Below are 13,817 nucleotides of genomic sequence, written 5' to 3' on the forward strand. Positions count from 1 at the left end.
CAGACGGCCAAGACCGCTGCCCCCATGACGCCGGGCCATCCATTGCGCGCAATGGTCGGGCATTCCAGGCCCGGTGTGCGCTCCGCGGCAACCCCATGGCGCGCAGCTGACAGCAGCGCGCGCAGCACGCCGTGCTCGATTGCATCATGGCGGCGCGGCATCTCGCACGAACAGCGACTCCCATTCCAGTGCCCACGTCCGCCCGTGGTTGCATGCATGCTCCCGCCCGCTTCCTTGACTGGGCGCACGGATCGCGGCCGACATAGCTGGTTTCCTGCGCAGCCGTCACTCAGGAGACTTACATGCATTCGCGCTCTCATGTCTTTCTCGCGCTAGCGCTGCTGGCCCCCGTCACCGCCTCGGCCGTCCAGGTCGACACGCGCGGGCAACTGATGGACACGCAGGGTCGGCCGCTGCAGATCCGCGGGACAACCTGGCCGGGATTTGACCGCGCCGGACTGGCCGCCACCGGCTTGCGCGACAACACCCTGGCACATCTGCTGGACCAGCTGCAGGCGGCCGACATCAATGCCGTGCGGCTTCCGATCTGCGCAGCGGTGCTGCAGAGCAGGCCCATCACCGCCTCGGAGGTCGCCGGTGACCCCGCACTGGCCGGCTTGAATGCGCTGCAGCTGCTCGACGCGGTGGTGCGTGCAGCCAGCGAACGTGGGCTACAGGTCATGTTCGCATTCGCCGATGGTCGCTGCGATGACGGTGCACCGCAGCTCGGCACGCAAGCTCAAGCCTGGATGCAGGGCCTGGCCACGCTCGCGCGCCGCTACGGTGCAAACCCTGCGGTGATCGGCATCGATCTGGGGAGCAGCGGGTATCGCAATGCCAGCTGGGCAGGAAATGACGCCCAGGCCGACTGGAACCGGGTGGCATCGCGCGCCGCTGCGGCGGTGCTCGCACTGGCGCCGCGCTGGGTGGTGGGTGTCGAAGGTGTCGGCAGCACTGCGCTGTGCAGCGACACCGCACGCAAGGCCGCGGGCAGCAATCTGCAGCCGCTGGCGTGCGTGCCGTTGCGCGTTCCGGCGCGGCAGCTGGTCCTGATGCCCAAACTGGCCGGGCCGGATCGCGACGCGGCACCGGCGTTTGCAGCACCGGACTTTGCCCAGGCGCTGCCAGCCACCTGGCAGCGCGATTTCGGCAGGTTTGCGGCCGATCACGCGGTGGTGCCGGTCAGTCTCGGCGGCGGCCTGGGCGATGGCGATCCGCGCGACCCGGCATGGCAGGCCGCGTTGAGCGGCTATCTGGCCAACAGCGGACTGCGCAGCGCGTTCCTGGGCAGCTGGGAAGTGGGCAATGCCAACAACGGCGGGCTACTTGCGCCAGATGGCAGCCCGCGGACAGACAAACTGCAGCTGCTGCACCGGGCGTGGGGAACGGCGCCTGCGGCAGGCGTCGCCGCATCGGCGAACACAGCCGCTGGCAAGAACGCGAGCAAGGCGACCGCCTGGAACAGCACCTTCACCGGTACGGCGACGTACACCGGTTCCGGCTACTCGGGCGGTGCGCTGTTGCTGGACCCGATCCCCAGTACCGCCTTCATCACCGCGCTCAACCCGACGCAGCTGAACTTCGGCGGCGTAAAGGCGGCAATGGCTGGCGCCTACCTCGAAGTGACCGGCCCCAAGGGCAAGACCACGGTCTACGTGACCGACCTGTATCCGGAAGGAGCCTCCGGCGGGCTGGACCTGTCGCACAACGCATTCGCCGCGATCGGTGACATGGTGGATGGGCGCATCCCGATCAGCTGGAAGCTGGTGCGCGCACCGATCACCGGCAACGTGCAATACCGCATCAAGGAAGGCAGCTCGCGCTGGTGGGCCGCGATCCAGGTGCGCAACCACGCCTATCCGGTGGTCAAGTTCGAAGTCAAGCAGGGCAACACGTGGAAGAACCTGCAGAAGATGGACTACAACCACTTCCTGGGCGAGCAGTTGGGCAACCAGCCGCTATCCATTCGCATCACCGACATTCGTGGCAAGACCCTGCTCGATACGATTCCGGCGCTCTACGAAGACGGCAGCCATCCGGCCTATTTCCAACCGGGAAACGTGCAATTCCCCTGAGCCATCCTGCCAGGCGGACTGCGTGCCGCCTGGCGCCCGGTCCGGCATCCCATTGCTACGCCGCGCGTTACGTAGATCGCCGATTCGGATGGGGACTCTCGTGCAGCAGGTCTGGAGAAAGCGCGCAGAAAGGTCGATGCCAGCGTCTCACCACTGGCTGTCACGCGTGGCATCGGATACAGGCGGCGGCGACCGATTACCCGCCCGCAAGACCTCCGCCGACACGCCCCGGCAGGGCGCTGTCATCAGTCCTCTCAAGTTCGCCGACCTCATCGCGCAAGCCGCCTTTCTGGGGAGGCCGCTCTTCCAATGGAATCTCGTCTTCGTTCGTATCTGGATCTGGTGTGCCATGCATCGACATGGCGAACGTAAATATCTGGCGATCGATGTATGGAGTAAGCTGCATGGGTGGCTCCGTGGACGCGATGGGTGGGACCACGCTAGGCCGGCTGACGCTACCCGGCTGTGAGCCAGGCAGCCTGCGCCGTAACGTCGTGTTGACAGGCCATCGGGATTGTTGCGCCCTCGGTGCGTGAAGCTGGCGCCGTTGCACCTGACACCCACTGGCGCGATAGCAATTGCAGAACGTGTGGCCAAGCCGACAGCGGCCGTTGATGGGCCAACACTTCCACCGGCACTGCAGGGTGCACGACAGCGATGGCCTTCGCCTTGCGTCACTCCGCCTGCGCCGATCTGCAAGGCTGTCGCACCCACACATATCGCTATCATGTGCCTCCCTCTCGGAGCCATGCCATGCGCGCTCGCATCTTGATCGGATTGCTGCTGACCTGCGGCGTCGCGCACGCGGCTCCGCCAGCCTCACGCCTGGATGCAGTGCTTGCCTCCGGTGTGTTGCGCGTGTGCACCACCGGCGACTACCGCCCCTATTCCTTGCTGCGCGCCGACGGCACGTTCGAAGGCAGCGATATCGCGCTGGTGCAGTCGCTGGCCAATAGCCTGGGCGCGCGGATCAGCTTCGTGCGTACCAGCTGGCCGCAGCTGTTGCCCGATCTGCTTGCCGACCGCTGCGAGATCGCCGTTGGCGGTATTTCGGTGACCCTGCCGCGGCAGCGCCAGGCCAGCTTCAGTGCGGTACTGGAGGTGGATGGCAAGATTCCGCTGGTGCGCTGCACCGACCAGGCCCGCTACCGCAGCATTGCGCAGCTCAACCGGCCCGAGGTACGCGTGATCGAACCGCCTGGCGGCACCAACGAAGCCTTCGCACGGCGCGAGCTGCCGCGCGCGCAACTGCGCCTGTTCGCCGACAACACCGCCATCTTCCAGGAGCTGGTGGAGCGGCGCGCCGATGTCATGATCACCGACGCCTCCGAAGCGCTGTACCAGCAAAAACGCCTGCCCGGCCTGTGCGCCATCGCTCCCGAGCAGCCGTTGCAATACAGCGAAAAGGCCTTCCTGCTCCCGCGCGACGACGCTGCATGGAAAGCCTACGTCGACCAATGGCTGCACCTGAGCAAGGCCAGCGGCGAGTATGCCGGTCTGGTTGAGGCCTGGCAGAGGCCTTGATTGGGGATTCGGGATTCGGGATTCGGGATTGGGGATTCGCAACAGCACTACTGCGCTCACGTCGCGCTGAGCCGAAGCACTTGCTCTTGCTTCTTGCAAATCCCCAATCCCCAATCCCAAATCCCAAGGCGCAAAGCGCCGCCTAAACGATCTTGGTCCGCCGCCACCAGCGCGAGACCTGTTCCTCGCGGATCAGCGTGAACAGGCCCGCGCCCAGGATCAGTGCGATGCCCACGCCCATCGGCCAGTCCAGATGGTCGTGGAACAGCAGGTAGCCGAAGCCGATCGCCCACAGCATCTGGCTGTACTGGGTGGGCGCCACCACGCTGACCGGCGCCAGGCGCGTGGCGTACATCATGCAGATGGCAGCCAGGCCGGCGAGCAGGCCGTAGCCGGCCAGCAGGCCCCACTGGTAGAGCGAGGGCCAGACGAAGCTCGGCAACATCAGGATGCCGCCCATCACCAATGGGCCGATGACGCCGGCGCCGTACAGCGTCAGGCGCTTTTCGCCATGCCCGGCCATGCGCAGGGCGATCACCGAGATGGCGCCGACCAGGCCGCAGACGATCGCTGCCACATGCCCGTGGGTGAGATGCCGAAACCCGGGCCGCAGCACGATCAGCACGCCGATGAAGCCCACGATCACCGCCGTCCAGCGTCGCCAGCGCACTTCTTCCTTGAGAAAGACCACCGACAGCACGGTGACGAAGATCGGCATCAGGAAGATCAGCGCAAACGCTTCGGCCATCGGCAAGGTGGTGAAGGCGATCACCGAGGTGAGATTGCCGATGGCACCGGTCAGCGCGCGCAACAGCCACAACGCAGGCTGCCTGGCCATGACCAGCTCGCGCAGCCGGTCGTCGGGCTTTTTCAGGAACGGCACCGCCAGCAGCATCAGCAAGGCGCCCAGAAACAGCACCTCGTAGACAGGCAGGCTGCCTTCCAGCAGCTTCACGAATGCATCGCTGATCGAATAGGCCGCATAGCAGGCGAACCCCAACAACACACCTTTCAGCATTGCCGACACTCCACGGTTGATGCCGATCCAGACCAGCCGTGGATGTGGGCAGCCCGCAGTATGCGACCGGACGGATGTCAGCGGAACCGCGCCGGGTTCGCACGGCGGCAGCGCCAGGCAAGGCCTGCAGGCAGCCGGCCATCTGCCGCATCGGCAAAGGGCGCTGCGTACCAGGCAAGGTAGCGCGTCGGCGACGTGCCGCAGGCGGCCGCCACCATGCACCTGCGGCAGGCGCACTCGCCCACTGCTGCCGCGCAAGCTGGCGCGGCAGGATCCTGCCACTGCACAGGTGCGCTCACTCTGAACGCTCGCCACGCTGGCGCGACGCGGGCGGTCCTGCCGCGGTGAGCCGGCCGCACCGCTACGGCGCGATGCAGGCAACGGCGCAGGTGCCGCGGTGCAATGGGTCGGTTACGATGCCGTTCCTTTCACGCAGCGGCGCGCAGACCCGTGCCGGCCCAGCAGACCCTGACGCGTGCCCCACTATTCCGGACCGTTGCTCACTCTTTCCGATGCCCAGGCGCTGCTGGCGGCGCGTAGTGCGGGCCTTGCCGCGTGGACCGGCTCGCTGGATCTGGGCCGCAGCACCGACACCGCACAACTGGATATGCAGACCTGGCAATGGCGTGGCCGCGGCTACCCCTACCCGGGCAAGCTCAAGGACCGCACGCTGTACTTCTGGGACAACGACGACTTCGCGCCGATCTCGCGTTTCGGCAGTGCGCTGATCAAGCTGGTGCCCACCGAATGGGGCGCGCCCACCTTCGAGATCGATGGCATCAAGATGCTGCCGTCGGCACAGCTGTCGCCGTTCGAGGATGCGCGCCGCAAGGTGGCGCTGGTGAATCCGCGCGGCAAGAGCGTGCTCGATACCTGCGGCGGGCTGGGCTACTTCGCGGCGTGTTGCCTGGAAGACGGCGTGGCGCAGCTGCGCTCGTTCGAGAAGAACGCCGACGTGCTGTGGTTGCGCACGCTCAACCCATGGTCGCCGGACCCGGATGCGGCATCGGCCGCTGGGCGCCTGCAGCTGGTCCATGCCGACGTGTCGCAGCAGATCGACACGCTTGCGGACGACTCGGTGGACGCTATCCTGCATGACCCGCCGCGCTTCGGCATTGCCGGCGAGCTGTATTCGCAGGTCTTCTACGATCACCTGGCGCGTGTGCTGCGCCGTGGCGGGCGGCTGTTCCACTACACCGGCGCGCCGAACAGGCTCACCAGCGGGCGCGATGTGCCCAACGAGGTGAGCAAGCGGCTTGCCAAGGCCGGCTTCAGTACCCAGCTCGCGCTCGACGGCGTGCTCGCCATCTTGCCCGCGCGCCGGTAACGCGCGCGGCGTACTGCCTGGCCGCGCAACGGATCTGCGATGCCGCCCCTTCGACACCACCCCGTGCGCGTAGTCCATCGTGCACAAGCGTCCGCTGCAGCAGCCGCGTCGCCGGCAGTGAGCCATGTACGGTAGCGGGCAGTCGTCAGGCGGGTGAGGACAGCGCACTGGCAATCGGCGTGTCGGGATGGCCCTGCCGATTCGCAGCACCGGCCGCACCTTTCGGCCGCTGCGCAACAGTTGTGTCGGCTGCTTCTGGAAGCAGAGTCATTCGCACCGGTGTGATCGCAGCGCTGCTGCAATCGCTGGTGGCTGTGCGGCGTGATCGACGATCGCTGCACAGCTATTGCGGTCTTGGCGCCACGACCGTGGTGTTTCAGGCGACGATTCGCTGCCGCTAGCCATCCAGGCCAAAGATCAGCGTGCGATGCGCCGCCACGCCGGCCATTGCACCGCTGGCGACGGCGAAGGCTACCGATGCGGCGGGGTTGGCGACATCGCCGCAGGCGAATACGCCTTGCACCGTGGTGGCCTGCAGCGCATCCACCGCGACGTGGCTTCCCAAGGGACCATCGTTGCTGCCACAGCCCAGCTGCGCGACCAAGGGGCTGAGGGTGGTACGCGGGGTGACGAACACGCCATCCAGCGCAAACGCCTGGCCATCGCACAACACCAGTTCCAGCGACTCGCCCTCCCCTTGCAATGCGGCCACCGCACCGCCGACCACTTGCACACCGCGCGCCTGCAGCTGCCGCTGCTGCGCAGCGTCCAGCACCAGCGTGTCATTCAAGAACAGGCGGGTAGCGCCCCAGTCCGGCAGCATCGCCGCCTGGTGCGCCGCAAACGCCGAGGTCGCCAGCACCCCGATGTTCCCCCGCTGCAACTCGTAGCCGTGACAATAGGGACACACGAAGACCTGCCTGCCCCAGCGCTCGGACAGGCCGGCGACCGCGGGCAACTGGTCGGCCACGCCGGTGGCCAGGATCAGGCGGCGTGCGGTGTGGCCGCTGCCATCGGCCAACGTGACCTGGAAGGCATCGGCCTGCCCACCTAGCTGCGTCACCTGCCCGTCGACCCACTGCACGCTGGGATACGCCAGCAGCTGCGCGCGCGCTTCGGCGGCGATCTGCGCCGGCGATTCGCCATCGCGCCCCAGAAAACCGTGCGAGGTCGCCGCGAAGCGGTTGCGCCGCTGGCCGCCATCGACCACCAGGACCGTGCGCCGGGCGCGCGCCAATTGCAGGGCGGCGGAAAGCCCCGCGTAGCTGCCGCCAATGATGATCACCGCGTGCTGCATGTCCGCTCCCGGTCGCTACGCCATTTATGTAATTTTCAATGTTACATGAAAAGACGCACAGCTCAACCCCGGGGCAGTGCCGCGCACTGCGCCGGATATGTGCGGGATCAACGCTGCAGCGTGCGGCTGCGCTTGCCTGCGGCCTTTGCCGGCGTGCCTGGCGTTGCCGTGCCGGCGCCGCACATCGCATCGAAGTCGCTGGCCAGGGCGGCCAGCGTCACCGACCCCAGGCGATGCAGCAGCAGCGCTTGGGCATCGGCCAGCGCATCGGCGATCGCCGCGTTCACCACGCGCTCCACCCCGCACTGCGGGTTGGACTGATCGGCGCCGATCGCAAACAGGTGCGGGCCGCCGACCGCGCGATGCACATCCAGCAGCGTCACCTGCGCCAGATCGCAGGCGATCTGCCAGCCACCGTTGTGGCCCTTGCTCGATTGCACGTAACCGGCACTGCGCAGCCCGGCCATGGTCCGGCGCACCACCACCGCATTGGTCGACAACATGCCGGCGATCTGCTCGGAGGTCATCGGCTGCGCGCTTCTGGCCATGTGCAGCAGCACGTGCAACATGCGGGAGAGACGGCTATCGGTGCGCATGCGGTCCTGGGGTGGTCGGTCGGTTCACGGCAACGACCTGTCGTCGTCGCTGCACGATTGTGCCGCAGCACCACGCCATTATCGCAGCACGTCGCTGCGCCGCAGGCTCAGCACACCGCCCACTGATCGCGCCCGGCGGTCTTGGCGGCATACAGCGCCAGATCGGCCTGGCCCAGCAACACGTCCAGCCCGCTCCCCGGTGCGACGCTGACCGCGCCCATGCAGAACCGCACCGGTTGCTCGGCGGGCAGGCCGGGGATGGCGATGGCAGCCACGGCGTTGCGCAGGCGTGCGAACACCGCCGGCAGTTCGTCCGGGCTGCATCCGGGCAACACCAGCAGGAATTCCTCCCCGCCCAGCCGCCCCAGCCGGTCCTGCGCGCGCAACGCCAGCTTCGAGGCGCTGGCCAGCGCCTTGAGCACCGCATCGCCGGCGGCGTGGCCATGCACGTCGTTGATCAGCTTGAAATGATCCAGGTCGATCAGGGCCAGCATGCAGGGCGTCTGCGTACGCAAGGCGTGGTCGATCTGCTGCTGTGCCTCGACGCGGATGGCACGGCGATTCGGCAGGCCGGTGAGTTCGTCGCGCATGGCCAGGCGCGACAGCTGGCGGCGATGGCGCGCACCGAACGCCAGCACCACCAATGCACCGACCAGCAGCAGGCAGGCCGCGCACAGCGCGATCCAGAGCGCGCGCTGGCCGGCCTCGCGTGCCTGCAGCGCCAGCCGTGCGGTTTCGCTGCGGCGGCGCAGCTCGGCGGTTTCGGCGTCGCGGCGCGCATCTTCGTAGCGCGCCTGCAGCCGCAGCATCACGGTGTCGCGCTGGCGGCCCAGGTTCTGCGCGCGCAATGCGTTGGAGCGTTGCAACTCCTGGTAGGCCTCGGCGTGCCGGCCTTCGGCGGCCAGCGCCTGGGCGATGGCATCGACCAGCTCGGCACGCCCGGTCAGGGCCAGATTCGGGTCGTCGGCGGACTTGGCCGCGGTGATCGCACCGCCCAGCTCGGGCGATTTCAGTGCGGTGAGCGCCTGCAACAGCACGGTATGGCAGGCCGCCACGCGGCCAACATTGCCCTGTTTCTGCATCAGAGGCAGCGCTTCGCGCGCCATCGTCAAGGCTGCCTCGGCATCGCCGGTCCTGATCAAGGCCTCGCTGGCATTGGTCAGCGCCGCCGCCACGCCGGCCTGATCGCCCAGCTCGCGGCTCAACGCCAGCGCGCGCCGGAAATGCAGCAACGCCGCCGCCGGTTGCTGCAGCGCCAGCGCACTGCCGTATTCGTATTCGATCAGGCTGCGCTGGAAGCGCGCCGGCTGGTCGTGCAGGCGCGCCAGGGCGCGCTGCAGGTAGTCCTGCGCATCGTTGTCGTCGGCCACCTTGCCGGCGACACGGCTGGCCAGTGAGCCGAGCTGGGTCAGGCCATCGACCTCCAGGCCGAGCAGCCCTTCGCGCGCGGCGCACTGGTAACTGGTTTGCGCCGCGCTCCAGGCTTCGTCGCTGCTGCCGGAGGCCAGCATGCTCCACATGTCGATCGCTTCGACCTCGCACAGCAGATCGCTGCGCCCCAGCGCGCGTGCCTGCTGCCGCAGGCCGTTCAAGCGCGCCACCACGCTGCGGTTGGGGTTCTCGCGCACATCGCTGAGCGTCTGCACGATGTCCAGCCAAAGCTGCGCCTGCGCCGCACTGCCGTGCACCTGGTCCAGCAGGCCGCGCGCCCGGGTCAACGCCGCCTGGCGCGCCTCGTTGTCCTCCAGCGAGATCAGCACCCGCGCCTGCGCCAGCGACGCCCAGAACTGCGCGTCGCTGTCGTGCTCGGCCCTGGCCCTCTGCAGCGCCTGCTGGGCGATCTGCAACGCGCCGACCGGGTCGTCGAGCGTGGCCGACTCGATGGTTTTCCACGGCTGCGGCTGCGCACAGGCCACGGCGCTGATCGCCAGCAACAGGCACGCGATGAGCACGCCCCGCCAGACCGTCGCAGGCATGCTCAACGATCGCTCACGGCGAAGCGGGACCACAGCGCTGGCGCGCCGCGCCCACGACCACCCGGCCGACCTGGGCACTGGCTGTTTGCTGCGGCATCTCAGGCACTCCCGTGGTCGCACAGCGGTGGAATCCAGTAAGCGAGACAGCAAGGCCTGCGCGCTCGAGGTGATGCGGCTGCCATCATGACCGGCGCAGCTCGCCTGTAACGTGATCGCCAGCAGTGGTCGAGCCCGTTATCGGCCCGGCTACAGAAGACTTGAATCGCCGCGCCGCGCTCACGCGCAGGCACGACGCCGCCACTGCCCGGGGACGTAAACTGCGCATGGCCGCTGCCGCCCCCGACCCTGCTGGAGATGCCGTGAGCTTGCCCCTGCGCCGTGTGCCGCCCCTGCTTGCCGCCGTGCTGTTGTCGGCCTGCGCGACCCAGACCCCGCGTGCGCCGCAACGCTCGCCGGAGGTGGTCAAGGCCGATATCGTCCGCCGCCTGCCGGCCACGCTGCCCGACCGCGCCGGCTGGGCCAACGATGTGTATGTGGCGCTGTCCTCGCAGGCGCTGGACACCAGCGCCGACCAGATCTGCGCGGTGCTGGCGGTGACCGAGCAGGAATCGACCTACCAGGCCAACCCGGTGGTGCCCAACCTGGGCAAGATCTCGCGCGCCGAAATCGGTCGCCGCGCCAGCGCGCACCACGTCCCCGCCTTCATGGTGGAAGCGGCGCTGCGGATCACCTCGCCGGACGGCCGCAGCTACGCCACCCGCATTGCCGCCGCGCGCACCGAGCAGGAACTGAGCCGCATCTTCGAGGACTTCAGCGGCAGCGTGCCGCTGGGCGCGCGCCTGTTCGACGGGCTCAACCCGGTGCACACCGCCGGCCCGATGCAGGTGAGCATCGCCTTTGCCGAACGACATGCCGAGCGCTATCCGTATCCGCTCGACGGCTCGATCCGCCACGAGGTGTTCACCCGCCGCGGCGGGCTGTGGTTCGGCACCACCCATCTGCTGGGCTACCCGACCAACTACGACGCGCTGTTGTACCGCTTCGCCGATTTCAACGCCGGCTGGTACGCCAGCCGCAACGCCGCGTTTCAAGCCGCGCTGAGCAAGGCCAGCGGCATCGCGCTCGCGCTGGACGGCGACCTGCTCACCCCCGGAGCCAGCCTGGACGCACCCGGCGGTACCGAACGCGCCGCACGCGCGCTTGGCAGCCAGTTGGCAATGAGCGACCGCCAGATCCGGACCGCCCTGGAAGCGGGCACCACGCTCGAATTCGAAGACAGCGCGCTGTATCGCCAGGTCTTTGCGCTGGCCGACGGCGCTGCCGGCACGCCATTGCCGCGCGCGGTACTGCCGGGCATCACCCTGGACAGCCCCAAGATCACCCGCACGCTCACCACCGCCTGGTTTGCGCAGCGGGTGAACGAGCGCTGGAAGCGCTGCATGGCCAAGTAGGTGCACCCGCCGCAGGACGCGCGGCACATGCCGCGCCACGTCCGACACCTTCGTTGCGCGACAAGGCACGACCTTTGGCAGGGTCGCGTGCCGCGCGCGCGCACGTAGCATGCGAGGTTGCGCCGCCGTTGCCGGCGGGTGTCCTTTCGATGAGGTCCACATGCCCACCCCGTTGCCGCTTCGCCGCCTGCTCGCCACCCTGTCGATCGCCTTGCTGCCTGTCGCAGCCAATGCGCAGGCCCCCAGCGTGACCGAGGCCGACTACGCGCGTGCCGAACGCCTGATCTACTACGCCGCCCAGCCCCTGGTCGACCATGCCCCCACGCGCGTCAGCTGGCTGGATGCCACCCACGTGGTCTACGTCGACCACGATGCCAAGGGCGACCAGCTGTTGCAGCTGGACACCGCCACCGGCAAGACCGCACCGCTGTTCAAACCCGCCGCACTGGCCGCCTCGCTCAATGCCTTGCTCAAGACCGGCGACAAGCCGCTCAAGGCCGCCACCCTCGCACCCAAGGTCAGCCTCAGCGCCGATGGCCGCTACCGTTTCAGCGTGCGCGACACGGCGGTGCTCTGCGATGCGCGTGCAAGGTGCAGCAAGCTGTATGCGAAGGACAAGCCCGAACCGGGCGTGCTGTCGCCGGACAAGCGCAGCGAAGCGTTCATTCGCAACTGGAACCTGTGGGTACGCGAGCTGGCGACCGGCAAGGAGACCCAGCTCACCCGCGACGGCGTGGAAAACTTCGGCTACGCCACCGACAACGCCGGCTGGCAGCACAGCGACAACGCCATCGTTGCGTGGTCGCCGGACTCGCGCAAGATCGCCACCTTCCAGCAGGACCAGCGCAAGACCGGCGACATGTACCTGGTAAGCACCAAGCTCGGGCATCCGGAACTGCAGTCGTGGAAGTATCCATTGGCTGGCGACAAGGACGTGACCATGATCGAGCGCGTCATCGTCGACGTGCCCGGCGCCCGCGTGGTGCGGCTGAAGATGCCCGCCGACCAGCACCGCTCCACGCTGTGCGACGACGTGAGCTGCTCGACGGGCCTGTGGGACGATGTGAAGTGGGCGCCGGACAGCAAGACCCTGGCGTTCGCCTCGACCTCGCGCTTCCACAAGCAGGTCTGGTTGCGCATTGCCGATGCCCAGACCGGCGCCGTGCGCACCGCCTTCGACGAAACCGCAAAGACCTACTACGAAAGCGGCCAGGTCGCGGCCAACTGGGCCTACCTGCCCGGCAGCAACGAGGCGGTGTGGTTCTCCGAGCGCAGCGACTGGGGCCAGCTGTATCTGTACGACCTGGCCACCGGCAAACCCAAGCGTGCCATCACCACCGGCCAAGGCAATGTCACCGAACTGCTGCGCGTGGACCCGGTGAGCCGCACGGCGTGGTTCGTCGGCGTGGGCAAGCTGCCGGGCGTGGATCCGTATTACCAGCAGCTGTGGAAGGTGAGCCTGGACGGCGGCGAGCCGGTGCTGCTCACGCCCGAGGTCGCCGACCACAGCATCGCGCTGTCGCCCGATGGCAAGCGCTTCGTCGATACCTATTCCACCTCGGTCACGCCGCCGGTGAGCGTGCTGCGCGAGGCCGCCGACGGACGCACACTCAACACGATTGCGACGGCCGACATCAGCCGCCTCAAGGCGGCCGGCTGGGTACCGCCCGTGCCGATCACCGTCACCGCACGCGATGGCAAGACCCCGCTGTACGGGCTGATGTTCAAGCCGAGCAACTTCGACCCCGCACGCAAGTACCCGGTCATCGACTACGTCTACCCCGGCCCGCAGACCGGCTCGGTGCGCGGGCGCAGCTTCCTCGCCGGCCATGGCGACAACCAGTCGCTGGCCGAACTGGGCTTCATCGTCATCGCCATCGACGGCATGGGCACGCCGTGGCGCTCCAAGACCTTCCACGACACCTGGTACGCCAACATGGGCGACAACACCTTGCCCGACCAGGTGGCGGCGGTGAAGCAACTCGGCCAGCGTTACCCGTGGTTCGACACCAGCCGCGTCGGCATCTGGGGCCACTCAGGCGGCGGCAATGCCTCCACCGCCGCGATGCTGCGGTATCCCGACCTGTTCAAGGTGGCCTGGTCGGAAAGCGGCAACCACGACAACCGCGGCTACGAGGACGACTGGGCCGAGAAGTATCACGGCGAGCACATCGTCAACAAAGACGGCACCTCCAACTACGACGACCAGGCCAACGCCACCCACGCCAGCAAGCTCAAAGGCAAGCTGATGCTGGTGCACGGCACGCTGGACGACAACGTGCCGCCGTACCTGACCTTGCTGGTGGCCGATGCGCTGATCAAGGCCAACAAGGACTTCGACATGCTGATGCTGCCCAACGCCAAGCACAGCTACGGCGATCTCACACCCTATGTCGCCCGCCGCCGCTGGGACTACTTCGTGCAACACCTGCTCGGCGCTACCCCGCCGGCGCAATACCAGATGAAGCCGATGCCGGAGAAGTGAGCGACGCGGGAAGCGACATCGTCGACCATCGACGCTGCCGCGCTCGCGTCGTTGATGCGGGAGTGCAT

10 protein-coding genes are annotated in these 13,817 nt (G+C 67.8%); 5 read left to right on the top strand and 5 right to left on the bottom strand.

Annotation, left to right across the window (positions count from 1 at the left end; translation table 11 throughout):
- Positions 1–302: 302 nt before the first annotated feature.
- Positions 303–2,075, top strand: coding sequence for an expansin EXLX1 family cellulose-binding protein (locus ACCQ05_RS18470; protein ID WP_372392033.1), 1,773 nt, complete (start codon positions 303–305; stop codon positions 2,073–2,075).
- Between the two features lie 196 nt (positions 2,076–2,271).
- Here the strand turns inward: ACCQ05_RS18470 and ACCQ05_RS18475 are convergent, their stop codons facing one another.
- Entirely contained in the window at positions 2,272–2,481 is a 210-nt protein-coding gene (locus ACCQ05_RS18475) for a hypothetical protein (protein WP_372392035.1), read from the bottom strand.
- Between the two features lie 347 nt (positions 2,482–2,828).
- On the opposite strand from ACCQ05_RS18475, the gene ACCQ05_RS18480 reads away from it, so the two are divergent.
- On the top strand, positions 2,829–3,599 hold the full coding sequence (locus ACCQ05_RS18480) for a transporter substrate-binding domain-containing protein (RefSeq protein WP_372392036.1): 771 nt from the start codon (positions 2,829–2,831) through the stop codon (positions 3,597–3,599).
- Between the two features lie 142 nt (positions 3,600–3,741).
- Here ACCQ05_RS18480 and ACCQ05_RS18485 read toward each other — a convergent pair whose 3' ends face one another.
- A complete protein-coding gene (locus ACCQ05_RS18485) occupies positions 3,742–4,617 on the bottom strand; it encodes a DMT family transporter (protein ID WP_167394438.1) in 876 nt (291 codons plus the stop codon).
- A gap of 475 nt (positions 4,618–5,092) precedes the next feature.
- Between ACCQ05_RS18485 and ACCQ05_RS18490 the strand changes: the two genes are divergently transcribed.
- On the top strand, positions 5,093–5,944 hold the full coding sequence (locus ACCQ05_RS18490; protein WP_228963862.1) for a class I SAM-dependent methyltransferase: 852 nt from the start codon (positions 5,093–5,095) through the stop codon (positions 5,942–5,944).
- A 397-nt stretch (positions 5,945–6,341) separates the two neighbouring features.
- Here the strand turns inward: ACCQ05_RS18490 and ACCQ05_RS18495 are convergent, their stop codons facing one another.
- The 3 genes from ACCQ05_RS18495 to ACCQ05_RS18505 all read right to left on the bottom strand — a co-directional run bounded on the left by ACCQ05_RS18495 (position 6,342) and on the right by ACCQ05_RS18505 (position 9,813).
- On the bottom strand, positions 6,342–7,241 hold the full coding sequence (locus tag ACCQ05_RS18495; protein ID WP_228963860.1) for an NAD(P)/FAD-dependent oxidoreductase: 900 nt from the start codon (positions 7,239–7,241) through the stop codon (positions 6,342–6,344).
- A gap of 107 nt (positions 7,242–7,348) precedes the next feature.
- A complete protein-coding gene (locus ACCQ05_RS18500) occupies positions 7,349–7,837 on the bottom strand; it encodes an Rrf2 family transcriptional regulator (RefSeq protein ID WP_228963857.1) in 489 nt (162 codons plus the stop codon).
- A gap of 107 nt (positions 7,838–7,944) precedes the next feature.
- Positions 7,945–9,813: a GGDEF domain-containing protein gene (locus ACCQ05_RS18505; RefSeq protein ID WP_372392037.1), complete on the bottom strand. Its 1,869-nt coding sequence runs from the start codon at positions 9,811–9,813 to the stop codon at positions 7,945–7,947.
- A 359-nt stretch (positions 9,814–10,172) separates the two neighbouring features.
- Between ACCQ05_RS18505 and ACCQ05_RS18510 the strand changes: the two genes are divergently transcribed.
- Complete coding sequence (locus ACCQ05_RS18510) at positions 10,173–11,264, top strand: DUF1615 domain-containing protein (RefSeq protein WP_228963854.1); 1,092 nt, start codon at positions 10,173–10,175, stop codon at positions 11,262–11,264.
- Positions 11,265–11,424: 160 nt separating this feature from the next.
- A complete protein-coding gene (locus ACCQ05_RS18515) occupies positions 11,425–13,749 on the top strand; it encodes a S9 family peptidase (RefSeq protein ID WP_372392038.1) in 2,325 nt (774 codons plus the stop codon).
- Positions 13,750–13,817: the final 68 nt, after the last annotated feature.

The sequence above is a fragment of the Xanthomonas sp. NCPPB 3582 genome (assembly GCF_041475735.2).
GTDB lineage: Bacteria > Pseudomonadota > Gammaproteobacteria > Xanthomonadales > Xanthomonadaceae > Xanthomonas > Xanthomonas codiaei.

Excerpts from the sequence above, each read along its gene's own strand:
- ACCQ05_RS18485 (WP_167394438.1), bottom strand. The coding sequence starts at position 4,617 with ATGCTGAAAGGTGTGTTGTTGGGGTTCGCCTGCTATGCGGCCTATTCG.
- ACCQ05_RS18505 (WP_372392037.1), bottom strand. The coding sequence starts at position 9,813 with ATGCCTGCGACGGTCTGGCGGGGCGTGCTCATCGCGTGCCTGTTGCTG.
- ACCQ05_RS18515 (WP_372392038.1), top strand. The coding sequence starts at position 11,425 with ATGCCCACCCCGTTGCCGCTTCGCCGCCTGCTCGCCACCCTGTCGATC.
- ACCQ05_RS18475 (WP_372392035.1), bottom strand. The coding sequence starts at position 2,481 with ATGCAGCTTACTCCATACATCGATCGCCAGATATTTACGTTCGCCATG.
- ACCQ05_RS18495 (WP_228963860.1), bottom strand. The coding sequence starts at position 7,241 with ATGCAGCACGCGGTGATCATCATTGGCGGCAGCTACGCGGGGCTTTCC.
- ACCQ05_RS18500 (WP_228963857.1), bottom strand. The coding sequence starts at position 7,837 with ATGCGCACCGATAGCCGTCTCTCCCGCATGTTGCACGTGCTGCTGCAC.
- ACCQ05_RS18480 (WP_372392036.1), top strand. The coding sequence starts at position 2,829 with ATGCGCGCTCGCATCTTGATCGGATTGCTGCTGACCTGCGGCGTCGCG.
- ACCQ05_RS18470 (WP_372392033.1), top strand. The coding sequence starts at position 303 with ATGCATTCGCGCTCTCATGTCTTTCTCGCGCTAGCGCTGCTGGCCCCC.